Origin of the sequence: Aromatoleum toluvorans (assembly GCF_012910905.1) — a bacterium.
GTDB classification, from domain to species: domain Bacteria; phylum Pseudomonadota; class Gammaproteobacteria; order Burkholderiales; family Rhodocyclaceae; genus Aromatoleum; species Aromatoleum toluvorans.
The window spans coordinates 36,824-58,760 of sequence record NZ_WTVN01000020.1; the positions used below are offsets into that span (position 1 = coordinate 36,824).

A 21,937-nucleotide genomic window follows, 5' to 3' on the forward strand; every position below is an offset into this window, starting at 1 on the left:
ATGAATTGACGATTAACAAATAAGCATCTAGGATGATTCATCCCTGCGCGTTGCAGGACGGATGCGATAGAAAAACCACCGGGGACACGCCCGACAGAAGGCGGCGCCGGCAGATGCGACATCGAGGAGGAGAGGCCCGTGCTGAGCTCGTACCAGTACCCGAAGTTCGAGTACCGCCGCCCGCCGGAGATTGCCGAACGACGCGACGGACGCCATCCGGTGGTGGTCGTCGGCGCCGGTCCCGTGGGGCTCGCGGCGGCGATCGATCTCGCGATCCACGGCGTGCCGGTGGTGCTGCTCGACAACGACGACACGGTGTCGATCGGTTCGCGCGGCGTGTGCTACGCGAAGCGTGCGCTGGAAATCATGGACCGTCTCGGCTGCGCCGAGGAGATGGTACGGAAGGGCGTGTCGTGGAACGTCGGCCGCACCTTCTTCCGCGAGCAGGAGGTGTTCAACTTCAACCTCTGTCCCGAGCCGGACCACCACCGCCCGGGCATGATCAACCTGCAGCAGTACTACCTCGAGGAATACCTCGTGCGCCGCGCGCAGGCCTTGCCGAACATCGACCTGCGCTGGAAGAACAACGTGATCGCCGTGACCGATCACGGCGAGCGCGTCAGCCTGCGCGTCGAGACGCCCGACGGCGCCTATGGCATCGACACCGACTGGCTGGTCGTTGCCGACGGTGCGCGCAGTCCGATCCGCCACATGATGGGGCTCGACATCGAAGGCAGGATCTTCATGGACCGCTTCCTGATCGCCGACGTCGTGATGAAGGCGGACTACCCGACCGAGCGCTGGTTCTGGTTCGACCCGCCCTTCCACCCGAACCAGTCGGTGCTGCTGCACCGCCAGGCCGACAACGTGTGGCGCATCGACTTCCAGCTCGGCTGGAACGTCGACCCGGAGGAAGAGAAGAAGCCCGAGAAGGTGATCCCGCGCATCCGGGCGATGCTCGGCGAGCAGCGCGAGTTCGAGCTCGAATGGGTCAGCGTCTATACCTTCCAGTGCCGCCGCATGCACGAATTCCGCCACGGGCGGCTGCTCTTCACCGGCGACGCCGCGCACCAGGTTTCGCCCTTCGGCGCGCGCGGCGCGAACTCCGGCATCCAGGACAGCGACAACCTCGTGTGGAAGCTCAAGCTCGTGCTGGACGGCAGGGCGCCGGCGCGGCTCCTCGACACCTACTCCGAGGAGCGCGTCGTCGCCGCCGACGAGAACATCATGAACTCGACGCGTTCGACCGATTTCATCACGCCGAAGAGCGCGACCAGCCGGACCTTCCGCAACGCCGTGCTGGGGCTCGCGAAGGACTACCCCTTCGCGCGCGCGCTGGTGAATTCGGGGCGGCTGTCGGTGCCGAGTTTCCTCACCGCTTCGCGCCTCAACACGCCCGACGCGGAAGCCTTCGCCGGCAACATGGTGCCCGGCGCGCCGATGGACGACGCGCCGGTCGAGAGCGCGGGCGGCGAGCAGTGGCTGCTGCAGGCGGCGGGCAACCGCTTCCAGCTGCTGTACTGCATGCCGGACGCGGCGGATGTCGATGTCGCCACCGCCACGGCATTCGCGGCGCTCGCCGCAGGTGCGATTGCGGTCGAGATCCTGGTTGTCGCCGAGCGGGGCACGGCGCCGGGCGGGCTGAAGACGCTGCTCGACGCGAAGGGGCGCATCCGCGAGCGCTACGACCTCAAGCCCGGCACGACCTACCTGATCCGCCCCGACCAGCACGTCGCCGCGCGCTGGCGCGGCTTCGACGTCACCGCGGTGCGCGCCGCCCTGGCGCGCGCGACCTGCAATGCCTGAAGGACTGCAGCCATGAGCCTCAACACCGACCCCAACTTCTTCACCCCCGGCAAGCGCTATTTCCGCAGCTTTTCGCCCGGCGACGACTTCTACGAGGCGCTGATCGACACGCACCGCGACCTCACCGACGAACAGAGCGCGATGGTCAATGCGCGCCTGATCCTGCTGCTGGCGAACCACATCGGCGACATCTCGGTGCTGCGCGAGGCGATGCGGGTCGCCCGCGAGGGGGTGTGACGGCGATGAAGCTCTACACCTATTTCCGCAGCTCCGCCGCGTACCGCGTGCGCATCGCCCTCAATCTGAAGGGCCTCCCCTGCGAATCCGTGCCAATCCATCTGGTGAAGGACGGCGGCCAGCACCGCAAGCCGGAATACCTCGCGCTGAACCCCGCCGGACTCGTGCCCGCGCTCGACGACGACGGCCGGCTGCTGACGCAGTCGCTCGCGATCATCGAATACCTCGACGAGACGCATCCCGAGCCGCCGCTGCTGCCCGCCGATGCGCCGGGCCGTGCGCGCGCGCGCGCCCTCGCGCAGGCGATCGCGTGCGACATCCACCCGCTCAACAACCTGCGCGTGCTGCAATACCTGAAGCACGAGCTGGGCGTCGACGACGCGCACAAGGACGCGTGGTACCGTCACTGGGTCGAGGTCGGCCTTGCGGCGGTCGAAGCGACGCTCGTGCACGATGCGCGCACCGGCCGCTTCTGCCACGGCGACACGCCCGGCCTCGCGGACTGCTGCCTCGTGCCGCAGGTGTTCAACGCGCGGCGTTTCGGCGCGAAGCTCGACGGGATGCCGACGATCCTGCGCATCGCGGCCGCGTGCGACGAGCTCGAGGCGTTCCGTCAGGCCGCGCCCGGCAGGCAACCCGACGCGGAATAGATGCGCCTGCATATTGGGTGATATCAAATAATATTAAATATGTGGGATCCGCGCCCGGCGCACCGAGCGCTACGCCCGGGAACCCGTTTTTCTCCAACTGCACGATGAACGCTGCTCCTTCGCTGACGCTCGCCATCCTCGTCACCGCGCTGGTCGCGCTCGGCCCGCTGTCGACCGACTTCTACCTGCCGGCGCTGCCGGCGATCACGACGGCGCTGGTGACCGACGTCGCGCACACGCAGCTCACGCTGTCGGTCTACCTGTCCGGCTTCGCGGTCGGGCAACTCGCCTACGGCCCGCTGTCGGACCGCTACGGCCGGCGGCCGGCGCTGCTCTTCGGCATTGCGGTGTACCTCGTCGCGTCGATCGCCTGCATCTTCGCAGCCTCGATCGAGGCGCTGATCGTCGCCCGCTTCCTGCAGGCGCTTGGCGCCTGTGCGGGGCCGGTGCTCGGGCGGGCGGTCGTGCGCGACGTCTATGGCCCGCACGACTCCGCGCGCATGCTCTCCTACGTCGGCACCGCGATGGCGCTGGCGCCGCTTGTCGGGCCGATGCTGGGCGGCTGGCTCACGGTATGGTCGGGCTGGCGCGCGACGTTCGTCTTCCTGGCGGTCTATTCGGCGCTCCTGTGGGGCGCGACTGCGCTCCTGCTGCGCGAGACCAATCCCCACCTGAACCCGTCGGCCGGGCGGCCCGCCGAGATGTTGACGAACTTCGCGACGCTGCTGCGCGACCGCCGCTACCGCGGCGTGCTGATGTGCAACGCGCTCGCCTACGCGGGCCTCTTCGCCTTCATCTCGGGCGCGTCCTTCGTCTTCATCGGCATGTTCGGCTTCACGCCGCAGGAGATGGGCCTTGCGTTCGGCCTGATGGTGTCGGGCTACATGTCCGGGACGACGGCTTCCGGCAGGCTGTCGCGCCGCCTCGGGCCGGAGCGCCTGATGCGCAACGGCGCGCTGCTCGGCGTCGCGGCCGGAGGCACGATGCTGGGCCTCGCGCTCGGCGGCGTGCACCACCCGCTCGCGGTAATGCTGCCGATGTGGTTCTCGGCCTGCTCGATCGGCCTCGTGATGCCCAACGCCGCCGCGATCGGCCTGGCGCCCTATCCGCACATGGCCGGCTCCGCGGCCTCGCTGATGGGCTGCTCGCAGATGGGACTCGCGGCGCTCGCAGGCGTGTTCGTCGGCCATTCGCTCGCCGGCTCGGTGGTGCCGATGGCGTTCGTGATCGCCGCCACCGCCCTCGGCAGCCTCGCGAGCTACGTGTTCTGGGTACGGCGTCCCGCGCCGGCAGTCTGTGCCGGTGAGAGCTGAGCCCCGGCCGTCGCGCTCACACGCCCCAGGTCACCGGCACGCCTTCCTTGTGCGACAGCTGCAGCAGGTCCAGCAGCGGCCACGCGCGCTGCGCGAGGCTCACCGGCGCGGCCATGCCGTGGCGCTCGGGATCGGGGGCGTCCTCGTCGTCATCCTGCGCAGCGGTCTTGTGGCGCGCCTTCTCTTCGTCGATGGTCGCGCGCAGGCGCGCGATCGCGTCGGGCAGCTGCGCGACGGTGACGATGCCCTTCGCGTCCTGCGGATCCTTGCCGAGGATCGCGACGAGCCGCTTCGCGATGTCGCCGAACATGATGACGTCGGCGCCCGCGGCCGACTTGAACGTGATCAGCATGGTTGCCGTCCTCAGAGTCCCTTCACCGCGTAGATGCCCGGCGCGTTGCGCCAGTAGCCCTTGTAGTCCATGCCGCAGCCGAACAGGAAGCGGTCGGCGACGTCCAGCCCGGTGAAGTCCGCGCGCATGCCCGGATAGGCCTTGCGGTCGTGGAGCTTGTGCGTGAGCACCGCCGAGCGCACCTCCGAGGCCCCTTCGCCTTTCAGGTATTCGAGGATCGCGTGCAGCGTGTGACCCTCGTCGAGGATGTCGTCGAGCACCAGCACCGCGCGCCCGCGCAGGTCCTGCGTCGGCCGCATGCGCCAGTCGAGGTTCGCGCCCTTCAGCGCGTGGCCGTAGCGCGTCGCGTGCAGATAGGCGAGTTCGAGCGGGAAGGGCAGGCGCGGCAGGATCTGACCAGCCAGGATCATGCCGCCGTTCATCACGACGTACACGATCGGGTTCCTGTCGCGCATCTGCGCGGTGATTTCCGCCGCCATGCGGTCCAGCGCCGCATTCACCGTGGCGCCGTCGGCCAGGCAATCGGCCTCTTCGCGCACGCGGATGATTTCATCCAGATCGACCGCCATCGCGCCTCTCCTGCTGTCGTTCAAAAGGAACGAATTCTACCGGAGGGTTTGCCCTGCGTCCTTGCGTTGGACCGGCCCGGCGCCGTCGCGTTGCACGGCGCAACACGCGCCCGCCGGCCGCGCGGCGTCAGTTGGCGAAGCGCCTCAGGAAGCCGAGCAGCGGCTCGATCCCGCGGCCGAGCTTGCGATACAGCATCCAGCCCAGCCACGCGCGACGTGCCACGCGCAGCGCCAGGCGCGGCCGGAAGAACGCAATCGCGATCGCCAGCGCGGACAGCAGCGGCACATGCTCGCGCAGTCCGTGCGCGCGGTCGCGGGCACGGTCGACGACGTCGAGCAGGGATTCGACGCGTTCGAGGCCGGCGACGAAGGCTTCGCGCTGGCGTTCCGCGGCGAACTGCAGGCGCTGCTTCTTCAGCGCCAGTTCGAGCTGCCGCGGATTCATTCGCGCGGCCGCAGCGCGTCGCGGTCGCGCGCGAGCTCGCCCAGGCTCGCCGCGAACAGGCGGCTCCCGCGCTTGATCTCGCGTGCCGCATTGCGCGCCGTCAAGACCCCGGCCCCGAGCAAGGCGACCATGCCCAAGCCCAGCGCGAGCAGGCGATGACCCTCCCAGAACAGGACCGTGAGGAACACCGCCAGGAACACGACACCGAAGCCGAGAAACACCGCGCTCAACAGGATGTTGAAGAGCAGGGCGGCGAGGCGCAGCTTCTCTTCCTGCGCCTCGACGGCGAGCAACTCCAGCCGCGTCTGCGCGGTCGCGAGACCGGCATCCAGGAAGCCGCGCAGGCTTCCCGCAAGGCGTTGCTGGCGTTCCTCGGCCACGGCTCAGCGACGGCCGGCCAGCAGTCCCAGCAGGAAGGCGACGCCGGCGGCGATGCCGACCGACTGCCACGGATTCTTCTGCACGTAGTCGTCGGTCGCGTTGGCGACCTTCTTGGCCCGCTCCACGGCTGCGGCTTCCAGGTCGGCAATGCGGTCCTTGGCGGCCAGCATCCGGTCGCCGAGGCGGCCGCGGACTTCGCTCAGCTTGTCGCCCGCCTGGCCCGCGGTCAGCTTCAGCAGCTCCTCTGCGTCGCTGATCACCACCTTGAAGTCGGAAACGAGCTTGTCGCGAGAAACGTCGGCATCGTGGGACATTCTTCAACCCTCCGTATGGGGTGGGAGCGCGACATGGCGCGCGTGCGCAGACTCGAAATCAGGCTAACCCCATTCGCGGCCGAAGGCAAATGCTAAAGGCGTATCGCCGTGACGCGGTGGCGCACCGGCCGGAATCAGGCGGACCAGTCGTAGTCGATGGTCAGCGGGGCGTGGTCGGAGAAGCGCTGATCCTTGTAGATCCGTGCCTCGCGCGCCGTCGCGGCAAGGGCCGGCGTCGCGAGCTGGTAGTCCAGGCGCCAGCCCACGTTCTTCGCCCAGGCCTGGCCGCGGTTCGACCACCACGTGTAGCAGGCGTCGGTCGTGTCCGGGTACAGGCGCCGGTAGACGTCGACCCAGCCCTGACCGTTGAGCACGCGCGTCATCCACGCGCGCTCCTCGGGCAGGAAGCCCGAGTTCTTCTGGTTCGATTTCCAGTTCCTGAGGTCGATTTCCTGGTGCGCGATGTTCCAGTCGCCGCAGATCACGACCTCGCGTCCGCTCGCGTGGAGCCTCTCCATGTGCGGCAGGAAGCGCTCCATGAAGCTGAACTTGATCTGCTGGCGCTCCTCGGAGCTCGATCCCGACGGCAGGTACAGCGACACGACCGACAGCTGGCCGAAATCGAGCTGCAGGAAGCGTCCCTCGGCGTCGATGTCGGCAATGCCGAGGCCTTCGACGACACGGTCGGGCGTGCGCCGCGCGTACAGTCCCACGCCGCTGTAGCCCTTTTTCTCCGCGTGGTGGAAATAGCCGGTGTAGCCCGCCGGCGCGCGCATCGCCTCGCTCAGGTCGCCCGCCTGCGCCTTCAGTTCCTGCAGGCACACGATGTCCGCGTCCTGCGCGGCGAGCCAGTCGAGGAAGCCTTTGGTCGTCGCCGAGCGGATGCCGTTGAGGTTTAGGGTGATGATGCGTAACATTCGGCCGGATAACCCAGAACTGGATGTAAAGCGTGGATTTTAGCCGGGATTTCATCGCGCTGGCCTGCGACAAGGGCGTGCTGCGATTCGGGTCCTTCGTGACCAAGGCGGGGCGCAACTCGCCGTATTTCTTCAACGCCGGGCTGTTCGACGACGGCGCCTCGTTCCGCGAGCTGTGCGGCTTCTACGCGCGCGCGATCGTGGCCGCGGGCGTGCCGTGCGACATGCTCTTCGGGCCGGCCTACAAGGGCATCCCGCTGGTCGCCGGCGTCGCGATCCGCCTGGCGGAACAGGGTGTGAACCTGCCCTTCGCATTCAATCGCAAGGAAGCCAAGGACCACGGCGAAGGCGGCACGCTCGTCGGGGCGCCGCTCAAGGGGCGGGTGCTGATTCTCGACGACGTGATCTCGGCCGGCACCTCGGTGCGCGAGTCGGTGGACATCATCCGCGGCGCGGGCGCCGAAGCGGCCGGTGTCGTCATCGCGCTCGACCGCATGGAACGCGGCAAGGGCGAGAAATCGGCGGTGCAGGAAGTGCGCGAATCCTTCGGCATCCCCGTCGTCGCCGTCGCGACGCTGGAAGACCTCATCGGCTACCTGGGCGACAGCCCGGAGCTGGCCGCCAACCTCGACGCCGTGCAGGCATACCGGAAGACCTATGGCATCGCGACGCAGCCTTGAGCTCCTCACGGCGCTTCTGCTGGGCCTGACGCTGGCGAACACGGCCGGTGCGAAGGTGTATTGCTGCGAGGACGCCGAGGGCCGGCGCCAGTGCGGTGATGTGCTGCCGCAGGCGTGCTACGGCCGCTCGTATCGCGAGATGGGGCCGCAGGGCACGATCAAGCGGCAGGTTTCCGCGCCCCTGAGCGCGGACGAGATCGCCCGGCGCAACGCGGCGGAGCAGCAGAAGAAGGACGACGAGCTGCGCCAGGCCAAGCAGCGCCGCTTCGACCAGGCCCTGCTGGAGACTTACGCGAGCGTCGATGACCTCGACCGCCGCCGCGACCGCGAGATCGGCGACATCGAACGCGCCATCGACGAGGCGCGCAAGCGCGACAAGGAGTTGCGCACGAAGCGCCAGCGCTTCGAGAAGGACGCCGAGTTCTACAAGGGGCGCGACCTGCCGCGCGACCTCGCCGCCAACCTGCGGTCGATCGACAGCGAACTCGCGTCGCAGAACAAAACCATCGAGGAAAAGACACGCGCGCTCGACGCGACGCGCGCGCGCTTCGAGGCCGACCGTGCCCGTTATCTCGAACTGAGCAGCGCCGCCGCGAAGCAGCGCTGACGTGCCGGAACGCCGGCCGTTTTTGGCCGGCGTGCGGACCGCAGATTTCGTTCGCGAGGATTGCAGTCCGGCGCGCGCCGCGCGGTCCGTGGTGATTCAGGAGTGGTCATGAGTAATGCTGCCAGCAAGGTCGTCCGCGCCGCCTGTCCACACGACTGTCCCGACACCTGCGCGATGGAGGTCACCGTCGAGGGCGGCCGCGCAACGAAGATCCGCGGCGCCGACGACCTGCCGTTCACGAACGGCGCGCTGTGCACCAAGGTCGCGCACTACCTCGAACGCGTGTATTCCGACCAGCGCCTGCTGCACCCGATGAAGCGCGTCGGCCGCAAGGGCGAGGGGCGCTTCGAGCGCATCTCGTGGGACGAGGCGCTCGGCACCATCGCGGAGAAATTCGCCGCAATCGCGGCCGACGACCCGCGCGCGATCCTGCCCTACAGCTACGCCGGCACGATGGGCCTGGTGCAGGGCGAGAGCATGGACCGCCGCTTCTTCCATCGCCTCGGCGCGTCGCTCCTCGATCGCACGATCTGCGCCTCGGCCGGCGCGGCGGGCTGGAAGGCGACGATGGGCGCTTCGGTCGGGATGGACCCGGAAGCGATCGTCGACGCGAAGCTGATCCTGATCTGGGGCGGCAACCCGGTCGTCTCCAACCTGCACGGCTGGCGCTACATCCAGGAGGCCAGGCGGCGCGGCGCGAAGCTCGTGTGCATCGACCCGTGGCGCTCGCAGACGGCCGAGAAGTGCGATGTCCACCTCGCACCGTGGCCCGGCACCGACGGCGCGCTGGCGCTGGCGATGATGCAGGTGCTGATCGCCGACGGCCTGATCGACCGCGACTACGTCGCCGCGCACACCGTGGGCTTCGACGCGCTCGCCGAACGCGTGAAGGCCTTCACGCCGGAATGGGCGGCGCCGCTGACGGGCCTGCCGGCCGACGCGATCCGCAGCCTCGCGCGCGAGTATGGCAGCACGCAACCCGCGGCGATCCGCTTGAACTACGGCCTCAACCGCTGTGCGGGCGGCGCGACGGTGATGCGCAACATCGCCTGCCTGCCGGCGCTCACCGGTGCGTGGCGGCACCCCGCGGGCGGTGCGCTGCTGTCGACCTCGGGCAACTTCCCGGTCGACCAGCAGGCGCTGGAACGCCCGGACCTCTACACGGCGCACCACGCCCGCCCGCCACGCACGATCAACATGGCGACGATCGGTGACGCGCTCCTCACCGCAGACGAGCCGCCGATCCGCGCGCTGTACGTGTACAACTCCAACCCGGTCGCGGTCGCCCCCAACGGCACGCGCGTGCGCGAAGGGTTCGCGCGCGAGGATCTCTTCTGCGTCGTGCACGAGCTGTTCCAGACCGACACCGCCGATTACGCGGACATCCTCCTGCCCGCCACGAGCCAGCTCGAGCACCGTGACGTGCACAAGGCCTACGGCCACCTCTACGCGCTGACGAACGAGCCGGCGATCGCGCCGCTCGGCGAGGCGAAGCCCAACAGCGAGGTGTTCCGCCTGCTCGCCGCGCGGCTCGGCTTCACCGATGCGGCGCTGTGCGAGTCCGACGACGACATCGCCGCGCAGGCCTTCCGCCGCCGCGACAACCGCGCGTTCGGCCTCGACCCCGAGACGCTGCGCGCAAAGGGCTGGGCGCGCCTCAACCTGCCGCGCCCCTTCGCGCCCTTCGCGAAAGGCGATTTCCCGACGCCTTCGGGCAAGTGCGAGTTCTACTCGGAATCGCTTGCGCAGCGCGGCTTCGACCCGCTGCCGTGCTGGGTGCCGCCGCACGAGTCGCCGGTCAGCAATCCCGCGCTCGCCGCACGCTACCCGCTGGCGATGATCTCGCCGCCGGCGCGCAACTTCCTCAACAGCAGCTTCGCCAACCTGCCGCGCTTTCGCGAGCAGGAGGGTGGGCCGAAGCTCGAGCTCCACCCCGACGACGCCGCACGGCGCGGCATCACTGCGGGCGAGCGCCTGCGCATCTTCAACGACCGCGGCGCCTTTCACGCGCAGGCGGTCGTCACCGAGCGCGTGCGGCCGGGCGTCGTCGTGTGTCCGTCGGTGTGGTGGCGCAAGCTCTCGGGTGACGGCGAAAACGCCAACGCGGTGACGTCGCCGGCGCTGACCGACATCGGCGGCGGACCGACCTTCTACGACTGCCTCGTCGAGGTGGCGAAAGCATGAGCACCGCCGAAGCCAAAGCCGAAACCGAGACCCTGGATCGTGTCGCGCAGCTCATCGCCGACGCCGGACGCATCCTCTTCATCACCGGCGCCGGCATGTCGGCCGACTCCGGGCTGCCGACCTATCGCGGCATCGGCGGGCTGTATCACGAGCGCCTCACCGACGAAGGGCTGACGATCGAGGAGGCGCTGTCGGGCGAAATGATGAACCGCCGCCCCGACATCGCGTGGAAGTACATCGCGCAGATCGAAGCCAACTGCCGCGGTGCCCAGCCCAACATCGCGCACCGCATCATCGCCGCGCTGGAGCACGAGAAACCCGGCGTATGGGTGCTCACGCAGAACGTCGACGGCCTGCACTGCGATGCCGGCTCGCGCAACCTGATCGAGATCCACGGCACCGTGCATCACCTGCGCTGCATGGAGTGCAGCCACCAGCGCAGCGTCACCGACTACGCCGGCCTGCAGCTGCCGCCCCCGTGCCCGAAGTGCGGCGGCGTGCTGCGGCCCGACGTCGTGTTGTTCGACGAGATGCTGCCCGAGGAGGGGCTGCACCGGCTCGAGACGCTGATCGCGGACGGCGTCGACCTGATCGTCTCGATCGGCACGACGAGCGTCTTCCCCTACATCTCGGGGCCGGTATGGTGGGCGCGCGAGGTCGGCGTGCCCAGCGTCGAGATCAATCCGGGCGAGACCGAAGTCAGCGACATCGTCACCCACCGCCTGCGCCTGCGTGCCGCCGAGGCGATGCCGGAGCTGTGGCGGCGGCTGCATCCGGAGCGACCGCTGGAGGATTAGCGGATGGCGCGGCGGTGTAACGCGGCGACGCAGAGTACCTGAATTCTGCATCGCCGGTTCCTGGCTGGCGGCGTGTCTACAGGAGTACCCGCTCGATGCCGCCGCTGTTGGCGCGCTGCACGTACTCCGGCATCCAGTTCTCGCCGAGCACGTGTTTGGCGATCTCGACGACGATGTAGTCGGCCTCGACCCCGCCTGCGTCGTTCGTGTAGCGATGCAGGCCCTGCAGGCAGGACGGGCAGGAGGTCAGGATCTTGACCGGGTCGTGGCCGCCGTCGCGCAGCGCCGCCGCGCCCTTCTCGATCTCCTGCTGCTTGCGGAAACGCACCTGGGTCGAGATGTCGGGGCGGGCGACCGCGAGGGTGCCCGATTCGCCGCAGCAGCGGTCGCTCAGATCGACGCGCGTGCCCATCAGCTCGTTCGCGACCTTGATGCCCGAATGCACCTTCATCGGCGTGTGGCAGGGCTCGTGGTACATGTACTTCGTGCCGGTGATGCCTTCGAGCTTGACGCCCTTCTCCATCAGGTACTCGTGGATGTCGAGCAGGCGGCAGCCGGGGAAGATCTTCTCGAACTGGTACTTCTGCAGCTGGTCCATGCACGTGCCGCAGGACACGATCACGGTCTTGATGTCGAGGTAGTTGAGCGTGTTGGCGACACGGTGGAAGAGCACGCGGTTGTCCGTCGTGATCTGCTGGCCCTTGTCCTCCTCGCCGGCAGCGGTCTGCGGGTAGCCGCAGCAGAGATACCCGGGCGGCAGCACCGTCGTCGCGCCCACCTGGTACAGCATCGCCTGCGTCGCCAGTCCCACCTGGCTGAAGAGGCGCTCCGAGCCGCAGCCGGGGAAGTAGAACACGGCTTCGGATTCGTCGCGCTTCACTTGCGGGTTGCGGATCACCGGGATGACCTTGTCGTCTTCGATGTCGAGCAGCGCGCGGCTGGTGCGTTTCGGCAGGTTGCCGGGCATCGGCTTGTTGATGAAGTGGATCACCTGCGCCTTGATCGGCGGCTTGCCCAGCGTCGCGGGCGGCGCCTTCACCTGCGACTGGATCAGCCCCAGCGACTTGCCGACCTTGTGCGCGAAGCGCTGCGCCTTGTAGCCGAGGTCGATCATGCCGCTGCGGATCAGCTTGATCGTCGCCGGGTCCTTCGCGGTGAGGAAGGCCATCGCCGCGGCCTTGCCGGGGTTGAAGCTCTTCTTGCCCTGCTTGCGCAGCAGGTTTCTCATCTTGATCGACACGTCGCCGAAGTCGATGTCGACCGGGCAGGGCTTCTCGCACTTGTGGCACACCGTGCAGTGGTCCGCGACGTCCTCGAACTCGGCCCAGTGCGCGAGCGACACGCCACGCCTCGTCTGCTCCTCGTAGAGCATCGCCTCGATCAGCAGCGAGGTGCTGAGGATCTTGTTGCGCGGGCTGTACAGCAGGTTCGCGCGCGGCACGTGCGTCGAGCACACCGGCTTGCACTTGCCGCAGCGCAGGCAGTCCTTGATGTCGTGCGCGATGTCGCCGATCTCGGTCTGCTCCATGATCAGCGATTCGTGGCCCATCAGGTTGAAGCTGGGCGTGTAGGCGTTGTGGAGGTTGCCGCCGCGCTGCAGCTTGCCGCGGTTGAAGCGGCCCTCCGGGTCGACCTTCTGCTTGTAGGCCCAGAAGTTCGCCATCTCCTCGTCGGTGAGGTAGTCGAGCTTGGTGATGCCGATGCCGTGCTCGCCCGAGATCACGCCGTCGAGCGAGCGCGCCAGCGCCATGATGCGGTCGACCGCGCGGTTGGCGGTCTGCAGCATGTCGTAGTGGTCGGAGTTCACCGGGATGTTGGTGTGCACGTTGCCGTCGCCGGCGTGCATGTGCAGCGCGACGAAGACACGCCCGCGCAGCACTTCCTGGTGCACTTCCTCGATGCGCGCGAGCACCTGGCGGAACACCACGCCGTCGAAGATCTTGTCGAGGCGCGGCTTGAGCTCGCTCTTCCACGAGGTGCGGACGGAGTAGTCCTGCAGGCGGTGGAAGAGCCTCGGGTTCGCCGCGCGGTTCGTCAGTTCGCCGGGATGCACGCCGAACTCGGCGAACTGCGCCTCGGCCTCGGCGAGCGGCAGGTCGAGGTGGTCGAGCAGCCACTGCCAGCGGCGGCGCACGCTCGCGATGTAGTCGAGCGCGGCCTGGCGGCGGTCGCCGATGAGTTCGTCGCTGGAGAGGTTCGCGTCGCCCTGGTCGAGCGGCAGCTCGCCCTGCAGGAATTCGGACAGCGCGTCGCACAGTTCGAGCTTGTTCTGCGTGGAGAGCTCGATGTTGATGCGCTCGATGCCGTCGCAGTAGTCGCCCATGCGCGGCAGCGGGATCACGACGTCCTCGTTCACCTTGAACGCGTTGGTGTGGCGCGAGATCGCCGCGGTGCGCGAGCGGTCGAGCCAGAAGCGCTTGCGTTGTTCCGGGCTCACCGCGATGAAGCCTTCGGCGGCACGCACGTTGCACATGCGCACGACTTCCGAGGCCGCGGTCATCACCGAGGCCTCGTCGTGGCCGACGATGTCGCCGATCAGCACCATCTTCGGCCGGCCGTGGCGCTTCGCCTTGGTCGTGTAGCCGACCGCCTTCACGTAGCGTTCGTCGAGGTGTTCGAGGCCGGCGAGCTGCACGCCGAGGCGGTTGCCTTCGGCGCCCGGCTTGAACCAGTCGGTGATCTCGACGATCGCCGGCACCGCTTCGCGCACCTGGCCGAAGAATTCGAGGCACACCGTGCGCGTCACCGGCGGCATCTTGTGCAGCACCCAGCGCGCAGCGACGATCAGGCCGTCCGTGCCTTCCTTCTGCACGCCCGGCACGCCGCCGAGGAACTTGTCGGTGACGTCCTTGCCGAGGCCGGTCTTGCGGCACGAGGCGCCCGGCATCGTCAGGGTCTCCTCGCCCAGCAGCGCGTAGCTCTTTGCGTCGAAGCGGCGCAGGCGGAAATGCACCGTCTCCTGATCGTGGATCTTGCCGAAGTTGTGGTCGAGGCGTTCGACTTCGAGCCAGTTGCCGTCCGGCGTGACCATCTTCCACCACGCCAGGTTGTCGAGCGCCGTGCCCCACAGCACGGCCTTTTTGCCGCCGGCGTTCATCGCGATGTTGCCGCCGATGCACGACGCGGACGCCGAGGTCGGGTCGACCGCGAACACGCGCCCCGCGAGGCCCGCGGCTTCCGACACGCGCTCGGTGACGACGCCCGCGCCGGTGCGGATCGTCATGTAGGGCAGCGTCGGCTTGCCGTCGAGGCCGGGCAGCAGCGTTTCCTCGACCGCGCCGATGTCGATCAGCTTCTCGGTGTTGATCACCACCGAGCGCGCATCGAGCGGCACGGCGCCGCCGGTGTAGCCGGTGCCGCCGCCGCGCGGGATGATCGTGAGGCCCAGCTCGATGCAGCTCTTCACCAGCGGCGCCATCTCCTCTTCGGTATCGGGGCAGAGGACGACGAAGGGGTATTCGACGCGCCAGTCGGTCGCGTCGGTGACGTGCGAGACGCGCGCGTGGCCGTCGAAGCAGATGTTGTCGCGCCGGGTGTGGCGGGCGAGCGCCTTGAGCGTCTTCCTGCGCAGCGCCTCGGTGTCGGTGAAGAAGGCGGCGAAGCGGTCGACGGCGGCATGCGCGACGACGACGAGGCTCGCGACCTTCTCGCTGCGTTCCGGGTCTTCACCCGCGCTCTCCTCGCGGCGCTTCTCGACTTCGCGCAGCCGGTGGCGCAGCGCCTCGATCAGCGCGTTGCGCCGCTCGGGGTTTTCGAGGAGGTCGTCCTGCAGGTAGGGGTTGCGCTGCACGACCCAGATGTCGCCCAGCACCTCGTACAGCATCCGCGCCGAACGCCCGGTCACGCGTTCCTCGCGCAGCGCGTTCAGCGCTTGCCACGCCTCGTCGCCGAGCAGGCGGATGACGATCTCGCGGTCGGAGAACGACGTGTAGTTGTAGGGAATCTCGCGCAGGCGTTGGGTCATGAGATGTTCCGGTACCGGACAGCAGTGAACCGCAAATTGTAACTTACTGCGGTGCAATAGAAGGCTTCTTTAAGCCCTTGAAGCCCGTAGGGGCTTGATTTTGCGGGGTGTCGGCGTGGATGAGACAGGCGCAGGCCGGGAAGATTCAGTTCTGCTGCGACACCGCCGCGACGAGGGCGATTTCGACGCGCCAGCCGGCGCGGGCGAGCGCGGCGACCTGCACGCAGGCGCGCGAGGGCGCCGTGCCGGCGGGCAGCCACGCGTCCCACACGGCGTTCATGGCGTCGTAGTCGGCCATGTCGGTGAGGTAGATCGTCGCCGACAGCAGGCGGTCGCGCGCGCTGCCGGCCTGGGCGAGCAGGCGGTCGAAGCTCGCGAGGATCTCGCGCGTCTGCGTGGCGGCGTCGGCGTCCTCGCTGGCGGGGACTTCGACGATCCAGGCGGTGCCGTTGTGAATGACGATATCGGAGTAGCGGGCGGTGGTGCCGTGACGTTGGATGCTCATCGGAATGCGGGAGGTTCAGGTGACGGAAAAGGCGATCAGCGCGTAGCGTAGCAGCTTGCCGAGCCCCATCCACAGCAGGCAGGGCAGCCAGGCGAGGCGCAGCCAGCCGGCGGCGGCGCACAGCGCGTCGCCGAAGACGGGCGCCCATGACAGCAGCAGCGCCGGTGCGCCGTGACGGCGCACCCAGTCGAGGCGGGTGGTGTCGGCGCGTTGCGGCAGCAGGCGTGCGAGGCCCCAGGTGCTCATGCCGCCCAGCGTGTTGCCGAGCGTCGCGAGCGCGAGCGCGGGGGCGAGCTGCTCCGGGCGCAGCTTCAGCACGCCGGCGAGCACCAGCTCGGAGCCGCCCGGCAGCAGCGTCGCGGACAGGAAGCTCGCGAGGAAGAGGGCGGCCAGCCCGCCGTCGGGGCCGGGGTCGATCAGGGCAAGGAAGTCCATCTGCGGCGCTGCGGACGGTGGCGCCCGCAGCGTAGGCGGGCGGTTACACGATCTCGATGAACACCAGCTCGGGCTCGATTTCGTTCGCGACGAAGCCGCAGCCGATGCGGCCGCTGCCCGTGAGCACGATCTCCGCCCCCTTGATGCAGCGCTCGGTGCCGCCGTCCTCGGCGAAGTAGGTGCCATTGGTGCTCTGGTCGATCAGCACGAAGCCCTCGCGCCGGCGTTCGATGCGCGCGTGCTGGCGCGAGGCGCGCGGGTCGGCGATCACGACATCGTTGCCGAGTTCGCGCCCGAACAGCACGACCGGCCGTGATTCGTCGACGACCAGCGTTTCCTCGCCGTGGCGCACGCACGCGCGTTGCATGATCGGCCGCTCGGCCGGCCGCTCGACCGGCACCGAGGCAGGCTGGCGCGCGATCGTGAAGGCGGTGAAGCCCAGTCCGGCGAGGGCGGGATCGCGCGAGGGCGCGGCGGCCACGAACTGGCGCGAGGCCGATGACAACCGGGCGACGACGGCTTCGCTCGCCAGCGCCTGCCCCGGCTTGGCGATTTCGGCCAGGTGCAGGGCGCCGACTTCGGCTTCGCCCGATTCGTCCGCGCCGAAGTGCAGGCCGACGCAGATCGTCATGCGCAGGCCGCGCAGCGGCGGCAGGCTCTGCACGCGCTCGAGCATTTCGCAACTGGCGGAGATGGCATCGTCGGTGCGCGGGAACACGGCGCGGATGCGTGCGCTACCGCGGCGCAGCGCCGTGCCGCCCTTCGCCTCGATCGCGCGGTCGACGCGATTCAGGCAGCGTTCCAGCGCGTGTTTCGCCTCTGCGGCGTCCAGGGCGTCGGTGAGGCGATCGACCCCGGGGATCTCGGCGACGAGGACGCACACATTGTTCGGCTGGGCCATGACCTGTGTTTCCTTGCTGTGGCGGTTCGGCTGCGGGGCAGCCGGGCGATGCATGAGCGGTATTCTCCGGGCCGGATGATGATCGTCAACCGGCGCCGACGGCGCAAGCTGTCGTCATGGGCGCTCAGCCCTCGTCCGTGAAGTCGCTTACGATGGAAATGACATTGTTCTTGAGCGGCAGTTCGGGGCGGTCGAAGGCGATGTCGCCCTCGGCGACCGGCGTGTCGCGCGTCAGGCTGCGGAAATCGAACAGCGTGTTGTCCGCGAGGTGCGAAGGCACGACCTGGGTCATCGCGGTCGCGATCGACTCGATACGCCCCGGGAACTCGCGCCCCCAGGCCTGCAGCATGTTCTTGATCTGCTTGCGCTGCGCGTTCTCCTGCGAGCCGCACAGGTTGCACGGGATGATGGGGAAATCCATCGTGCGCGCGAAGCGGGCGATGTCGTTCTCGGTGCAGTAGGCGAGCGGGCGGATTACGACGTGCTCGCCGTTGTCGCTGACGAGCTTCGGAGGCATCGACTTCAGCTTGCCGCCGAAGAACATGTTGAGGAACAGCGTCTCGATCATGTCGTCGCGGTGGTGGCCGAGCGCGATGCGCGTCGCGCCGATCTCCTTCGCGACGCGGTAGATGATGCCGCGGCGCAGGCGCGAGCACAGCGAGCAGGTGGTCTTGCCCTCGGGGATCTTGTCCTTGACGATCGAGTAGGTGTCCTCGGTGACGATGCGGTACTCGATGCCGATCGACTCGAAGTAGGCCGGCAGCACGTCGGCGGGAAAGCCCGGCTGCTTCTGGTCGAGGTTCATCGCGACGATGCGGAAATCCACCGGCGCGCGCTCGCGCAGCGCCATCAGGCAGGACAGCAGCGTGTAGGAGTCCTTGCCGCCCGAGACGCACACGAGCACGGTGTCGCCTTCGCCGATCATGTTGAAGTCCGCGATCGCCTTGCCGACGCTGCGCTCGAGCTTCTTCTTCAGGCGCAGGAAGGTGTTGGAGAAGCGCGCATCGCTGGCGACGGCGGAGGGGCCGGGGAGGGCGTCGGCGGGCGGGAGGGCTGCCTCGGTGGCAGCGGTGGGGGCGTTCACGGCGGAATCCTGCGACAAAAACGAGCGGAATTATACCTTTCGGCAGAGTGCGTCAGCTCAGAGATGCGCGCTGCGGCCGCCGTCGACGGCGAGGATCTGCCCGGTGATGTAGGGCGCGTCGAGCAGCAGGAAGCGCACCGTGCGGGCGATGTCGGCGGGGCTGCCGGGACGGCCCAGCAGCGTGTGGCGCACGATCTCGTCCCGTTCGGCGGTGGTGAACTGGCCGTCCTCGGGCCAGTCGACCGGGCCGGGCGACACGCCGTTCACGCGCACCTCGGGTGCGAGCTCGATCGCCAGGGCCCGGGTCAGGCCCAGCAGGCCGGCCTTCGCCGCGCAGTACAGCGGGTAATGGCGCAGGGGGCGCTCGGCGTGGATGTCGACGATGTTCACGATCGCGCCGCGCGCCGCGCGCAGTGCCGGCGCGAGGGCCTGCGACAGGAACAGCGGGCCTTTCAGGTTCGAGCCGATGAGGTCGGTCCACGCCGCCGCGTCGATCCGGCCGATCGGCGTCGCGAAGAAGCTCGAGGCGTTGTTCACCAGCGCGTCGAGGCGGCCGTGGCGCGCCAGCAGCGCGTCGGCGAGCGCCTCGGGGGCGCCGTCGTCCTTCAGGTCGGCGCGTACGGTCGAGGCCGAATCCGGGCGCGTGCGGTTCAGGTCGGCGGCGAGCGCTTCGGCGTCGGCCGACGAGCTGCGGTAGTGCAGCACGACGTCGGCACCGCCGGCGTGCAGCGTGCGCGCGATGTCGGCGCCGACGCGCCGCGCGGCGCCGGTGATGAGGATGACGGGTCGATCTTGTGCGTTCATCTTGAGCTGCGTTTCAGAATGCCCTGGTGCGGCACCGCGGGCATGGGGACTGCGGTGTGCCGGTTAGAATACGCGTTTTCCGTTTCACTTCGCCCATGTCCCTTCCCGAACCTTCGGCCGACGCGCTCGACCAGAGCACGCGCCTACTCCGTACGATCACCGCCGCCATTGCCGAAGCGGGCGGCTGGATCCCGTTCTCGCGTTACATGGAACTGGCGCTCTACGCGCCCGGCCTCGGGTATTACAGCGGCGGGGCGCGAAAGTTCGGTCCCGGCGGCGACTTCATCACGTCGCCGGAGCTCACGCCGCTATTCGGCCAGGCGCTCGCGGCGCAGGTCGAGCAGGTGATGCGCGCAGCCGCGCCGCACGTGATCGAGGTCGGCGCCGGCACGGGGCTGCTCGCCGCCGACCTGCTGCTCGAACTCGAGCGCCGCGGCTGCGTGCCGGAAAGCTACGGCATCCTCGAGGTCTCGGGCGAACTGCGCGAGCGCCAGTTCGACACGCTGGCGGCGAAGGCGCCGCATCTCGCGTCGCGCGTCCAATGGCTCGATGCGCTGCCCGAGCGCTTCGCCGGCGCGGTGGTCGCGAACGAGGTGCTCGACGTGATGCCGGTGCATCTGGTCGCGACGCGCGGCGATGCCCTGTTCGAGCGTGGCGTCGCGGTCGACGACCAGGGCGTGCTGCGCTGGGCCGATTCGCCCGCCACCGGGGCGGTCGCCGGGGCCGCCGCGGCACTCGATCTGCCGCGCGCGGACAGCGCCGAGTATGTTACCGAGATCAACCTGGCCGCGCGCGCGTGGATCGGCGAATGGGCCGCGCGGCTCGAACGCGGCGCGCTGCTGCTGATCGACTACGGCTATCCGCGCGCCGAGTACTACCTGCCCTCGCGTTCGAGCGGCACGCTGCTGTGCTACTACCGCCACAACGCGCATGCCGACCCCTTCCTGTGGCCGGGGCTCAACGACATCACCGCCTTCGTCGATTTCACCGCGGCCGCCGAAGCCGCCTTCGACGCCGGGCTGGACGTGATGGGCTACACGAACCAGGCGGCCTTCCTGTTCAACTGCGGGGTGCTGGAGTGCCTCGCGCGGCGCGCGCCGGAGGAAAGCGCCGATTACATCCGCGCCGCACGCGCGGTGCAGCGCCTGACGACGCCGCAGGAGATGGGGGAACTGTTCAAGGTGCTCGCGCTGGGGCGCGGCATCGACGAACCCTTGCTGGGTTTCATGCGCGGCGACCGCCTGCACGCGCTGTAGCGGCATGAGTCAGGCCGCCCGCGCGTCCCGGCGCGGGAAATCCGGCGCGCGCGCCGTCCCCACCGGCCGCGCGCGCAACACCTGCGTCGTTCATTCCTGGTAGCGGTACACCGCTGCGAGGAAACTCTCGACGTCGATCGCCGGCGTGTCCGGGGCGTGCTCGACTTCGTGCAGTTGCGCTGCGACTTCCGGCTGCGGCGGCAGCCAGTTCGCGTTCAGCACCTCGTCGCCGTACTCTTCCGGCGGCTCCGCGATCGCCTTGCCCGTCGTCATGTCCATGATGGTCACCATGTTGGCCTCCGCTTCGTGCTCGGGTGATCGGCTTTCCGGGTGATTTATCGGCAGCCGTCTCCGATTCCTGAACCCTGTGCTCCGTATGTGCGGACGTACGTCTGGTTTTCAACTTCGGCGCGTCGCGGAACCGGGCGCTGCGCCGAAGTTGCCGGGGATGCCTCCTCGCATCCTTGCTTTCATCATGAATGGGAATGAGCACGATTTCCAGTGCGGGATCAAACAATTTGTGTCGGAAGCCACGCGGCGATGTGGTCGGCGACCGTGCGCCAGTCCTGCTCCAGCATCACCCCGTGCCCGAGGCCGGGGAAGATGTGCGCGGGCGTGCCGTAGGTTGCCGCGGTCATGGATACCTGCGCGGGCGGAATGAGGTGGTCGTGCTCCGCGCCGAGGATCAGCATCGGCGGGCGGTGCATGCGGGTGGGCTGGGGCAGGTTGAACAGCGTCATGTCCCAGATCGCGCGGTGGGACTCCGGCTGGCACTGGCGGTAGTAGCGCATCAGCGCGTCGTCGGCGATGGGCTGGTGGAACAGCGCCTCGCGCAGGCTCTCGGGCTCGGGGTGGCCGCCGTTGAGCATGGCGTTGAGGTCGTTGACGAGATTGGGGCGGCTGAACATCAGCCCGAGCGCCGAGCCCATGAGCCCCTGCGGCGGCACCGAGCACAGCAGCACGGCGGCCGGCACGCCGGCGCGTTCCAGGTATTTCTGCACGATCATGCCGCCCATCGAATGGCCGATCAGCACCGGTTCGGCCGGAAGTCTTGAAACAACTTGGGCGACGTCGCGCACGTAGTCGTCGATCGAATGCGTGTCGAGCGCGGCGCGCTTGCGGCTGCCGCCGTGCCCCGACAGCGAAACCGCGTAACAGGAATAGCCGGCGTCGGCGAAATACGGCATGAAGTGCTCGTCCCAGCACCACGCCCCGGTGTAGGCGCCGTGGATGAACAGCAGCGGCGTTGCGAACGCCGGCTTGCCTGCCGGGCTGCGTGCGAGGACTTCGAGGTCTCCGAAGCGGTGGGCGTTCATGCGCGAACCCCCGTCGTGCCGGGCGCGGACGAAAGGGGCGCAGGTACGAGCGCGGGGAGCGGGAAGGCGGCGTCACGTCGGGTGGACATCGGTCGGAGAGGGTGGTCGGTCATTCTTGGCATCGTGTTGTCGGAAATGACGCCGCCGCGCGCGGACTGCACATTGCGAGCGCGCGGCGGGCCGGGTCTAATGTCCGCTTTTGCGCTGGAGCGGCCGTGCTGAAGTGGGTCGTGGTGGTCGTCCTGATGGTGCTGGTCACCGGCCTGTTCCGGCCCGGGCTGACGCGTCTGCGCTTCGGTCATCTGCCCGGGGACCTGCATTTTCGTCTGTTCGGACGCCCTTTCCATTTGCCATTTACCAGCACGATCCTGTTGTCGCTCCTCGCGTGGGCGATTTTGAGAGTTTTGTGACTGCGCGCGG

24 protein-coding genes are annotated in these 21,937 nt (G+C 68.6%); 10 read left to right on the forward strand and 14 right to left on the reverse strand.

The annotated features are described in order from the left end of the window. Nucleotides 1-138: 138 nt before the first annotated feature. From GPA22_RS13690 to GPA22_RS13705, 4 genes are all read left to right on the forward strand, one after another. A complete protein-coding gene (locus GPA22_RS13690; RefSeq protein ID WP_169256625.1) occupies nucleotides 139-1,806 on the forward strand; it encodes an FAD-dependent monooxygenase in 1,668 nt (555 codons plus the stop codon). A gap of 12 nt (nucleotides 1,807-1,818) precedes the next feature. Further along, nucleotides 1,819-2,043, forward strand: coding sequence for a DUF2783 domain-containing protein (locus tag GPA22_RS13695; RefSeq protein ID WP_169256626.1), 225 nt, complete (start codon nucleotides 1,819-1,821; stop codon nucleotides 2,041-2,043). 5 nt (nucleotides 2,044-2,048) lie between these two features. Continuing rightward, nucleotides 2,049-2,693, forward strand: a complete 645-nt coding sequence (gene maiA, locus GPA22_RS13700) for a maleylacetoacetate isomerase (protein ID WP_169256627.1) — start codon at nucleotides 2,049-2,051, stop codon at nucleotides 2,691-2,693. Nucleotides 2,694-2,797: 104 nt separating this feature from the next. Further along, nucleotides 2,798-4,006 (forward strand): multidrug effflux MFS transporter, encoded by a 1,209-nt coding sequence (locus GPA22_RS13705; RefSeq protein ID WP_169256628.1) that lies wholly within the window; start codon nucleotides 2,798-2,800, stop codon nucleotides 4,004-4,006. Between the two features lie 16 nt (nucleotides 4,007-4,022). On the opposite strand, the gene GPA22_RS13710 is transcribed toward GPA22_RS13705, so the two are convergent. The 6 genes from GPA22_RS13710 to GPA22_RS13735 form a co-directional block, all read right to left on the reverse strand. Beyond that, entirely contained in the window at nucleotides 4,023-4,358 is a 336-nt protein-coding gene (locus tag GPA22_RS13710) for a DUF1840 domain-containing protein (RefSeq protein WP_169256629.1), read from the reverse strand. A gap of 11 nt (nucleotides 4,359-4,369) precedes the next feature. Next, complete coding sequence (locus GPA22_RS13715; RefSeq protein WP_121430429.1) at nucleotides 4,370-4,927, reverse strand: hypoxanthine-guanine phosphoribosyltransferase; 558 nt, start codon at nucleotides 4,925-4,927, stop codon at nucleotides 4,370-4,372. A gap of 127 nt (nucleotides 4,928-5,054) precedes the next feature. Beyond that, the gene (locus GPA22_RS13720) at nucleotides 5,055-5,372 is read right to left on the reverse strand and encodes a YqjK-like family protein (RefSeq protein WP_169256630.1); all 318 of its coding nucleotides are present in this window, start codon (nucleotides 5,370-5,372) and stop codon (nucleotides 5,055-5,057) included. Then, on the reverse strand, nucleotides 5,369-5,752 hold the full coding sequence (locus tag GPA22_RS13725) for a phage holin family protein (RefSeq protein WP_169256631.1): 384 nt from the start codon (nucleotides 5,750-5,752) through the stop codon (nucleotides 5,369-5,371). The genes GPA22_RS13720 and GPA22_RS13725 overlap by 4 nt, the downstream gene beginning before the upstream one ends. Before the next feature lie 3 nt (nucleotides 5,753-5,755). Then, entirely contained in the window at nucleotides 5,756-6,067 is a 312-nt protein-coding gene (locus tag GPA22_RS13730; RefSeq protein WP_169256632.1) for an ElaB/YgaM/YqjD family protein, read from the reverse strand. A 134-nt stretch (nucleotides 6,068-6,201) separates the two neighbouring features. Further along, on the reverse strand, nucleotides 6,202-6,984 hold the full coding sequence (locus GPA22_RS13735; protein WP_169256633.1) for an exodeoxyribonuclease III: 783 nt from the start codon (nucleotides 6,982-6,984) through the stop codon (nucleotides 6,202-6,204). A gap of 32 nt (nucleotides 6,985-7,016) precedes the next feature. Between GPA22_RS13735 and pyrE the strand changes: the two genes are divergently transcribed. The 4 genes from pyrE (at nucleotide 7,017) to GPA22_RS13755 (ending at nucleotide 11,252) form a co-directional block, all read left to right on the forward strand. Continuing rightward, nucleotides 7,017-7,664 carry an orotate phosphoribosyltransferase gene (gene pyrE / locus GPA22_RS13740; protein ID WP_169256634.1) on the forward strand — a complete coding sequence of 216 codons (648 nt, stop codon included), beginning with the start codon at nucleotides 7,017-7,019 and terminating at the stop codon, nucleotides 7,662-7,664. Then, nucleotides 7,642-8,271 carry a hypothetical protein gene (locus tag GPA22_RS13745; protein WP_169256635.1) on the forward strand — a complete coding sequence of 210 codons (630 nt, stop codon included), beginning with the start codon at nucleotides 7,642-7,644 and terminating at the stop codon, nucleotides 8,269-8,271. The genes pyrE and GPA22_RS13745 overlap by 23 nt, the downstream gene beginning before the upstream one ends. Nucleotides 8,272-8,379: 108 nt before the next feature. Next, nucleotides 8,380-10,455 (forward strand): molybdopterin-containing oxidoreductase family protein, encoded by a 2,076-nt coding sequence (locus tag GPA22_RS13750; RefSeq protein WP_169256636.1) that lies wholly within the window; start codon nucleotides 8,380-8,382, stop codon nucleotides 10,453-10,455. Beyond that, entirely contained in the window at nucleotides 10,452-11,252 is an 801-nt protein-coding gene (locus GPA22_RS13755) for an NAD-dependent deacylase (RefSeq protein WP_169256637.1), read from the forward strand. The genes GPA22_RS13750 and GPA22_RS13755 overlap by 4 nt, the downstream gene beginning before the upstream one ends. Before the next feature lie 76 nt (nucleotides 11,253-11,328). Here GPA22_RS13755 and GPA22_RS13760 read toward each other — a convergent pair whose 3' ends face one another. The 6 genes from GPA22_RS13760 to GPA22_RS13785 form a co-directional block, all read right to left on the reverse strand. Beyond that, the gene (locus GPA22_RS13760; protein ID WP_169256638.1) at nucleotides 11,329-15,216 is read right to left on the reverse strand and encodes a DUF3683 domain-containing protein; all 3,888 of its coding nucleotides are present in this window, start codon (nucleotides 15,214-15,216) and stop codon (nucleotides 11,329-11,331) included. Nucleotides 15,217-15,361: 145 nt separating this feature from the next. Next, the gene (locus GPA22_RS13765) at nucleotides 15,362-15,721 is read right to left on the reverse strand and encodes a RidA family protein (RefSeq protein WP_169256639.1); all 360 of its coding nucleotides are present in this window, start codon (nucleotides 15,719-15,721) and stop codon (nucleotides 15,362-15,364) included. Nucleotides 15,722-15,736: 15 nt separating this feature from the next. Beyond that, the gene (locus tag GPA22_RS13770; protein ID WP_169256640.1) at nucleotides 15,737-16,156 is read right to left on the reverse strand and encodes a YqaA family protein; all 420 of its coding nucleotides are present in this window, start codon (nucleotides 16,154-16,156) and stop codon (nucleotides 15,737-15,739) included. A 43-nt stretch (nucleotides 16,157-16,199) separates the two neighbouring features. Beyond that, nucleotides 16,200-17,057 carry an FHA domain-containing protein gene (locus tag GPA22_RS13775; RefSeq protein ID WP_169256641.1) on the reverse strand — a complete coding sequence of 286 codons (858 nt, stop codon included), beginning with the start codon at nucleotides 17,055-17,057 and terminating at the stop codon, nucleotides 16,200-16,202. Between the two features lie 124 nt (nucleotides 17,058-17,181). After that, entirely contained in the window at nucleotides 17,182-18,141 is a 960-nt protein-coding gene (gene ttcA, locus GPA22_RS13780) for a tRNA 2-thiocytidine(32) synthetase TtcA (protein WP_169256642.1), read from the reverse strand. Nucleotides 18,142-18,198: 57 nt separating this feature from the next. Further along, nucleotides 18,199-18,945, reverse strand: coding sequence for a pteridine reductase (locus GPA22_RS13785; RefSeq protein WP_169256643.1), 747 nt, complete (start codon nucleotides 18,943-18,945; stop codon nucleotides 18,199-18,201). 95 nt (nucleotides 18,946-19,040) lie between these two features. On the opposite strand from GPA22_RS13785, the gene GPA22_RS13790 reads away from it, so the two are divergent. Further along, nucleotides 19,041-20,201 (forward strand): class I SAM-dependent methyltransferase, encoded by a 1,161-nt coding sequence (locus GPA22_RS13790; RefSeq protein WP_169256644.1) that lies wholly within the window; start codon nucleotides 19,041-19,043, stop codon nucleotides 20,199-20,201. A gap of 90 nt (nucleotides 20,202-20,291) precedes the next feature. On the opposite strand, the gene GPA22_RS13795 is transcribed toward GPA22_RS13790, so the two are convergent. After that, a complete protein-coding gene (locus GPA22_RS13795) occupies nucleotides 20,292-20,492 on the reverse strand; it encodes a hypothetical protein (RefSeq protein ID WP_169256645.1) in 201 nt (66 codons plus the stop codon). Between the two features lie 218 nt (nucleotides 20,493-20,710). After that, a complete protein-coding gene (locus GPA22_RS13800) occupies nucleotides 20,711-21,517 on the reverse strand; it encodes an alpha/beta hydrolase (RefSeq protein ID WP_169256646.1) in 807 nt (268 codons plus the stop codon). A 215-nt stretch (nucleotides 21,518-21,732) separates the two neighbouring features. Between GPA22_RS13800 and GPA22_RS13805 the strand changes: the two genes are divergently transcribed. Continuing rightward, complete coding sequence (locus GPA22_RS13805; protein ID WP_169256647.1) at nucleotides 21,733-21,927, forward strand: DUF2905 family protein; 195 nt, start codon at nucleotides 21,733-21,735, stop codon at nucleotides 21,925-21,927. The last annotated feature ends 10 nt before the right edge of the window (nucleotides 21,928-21,937 follow it).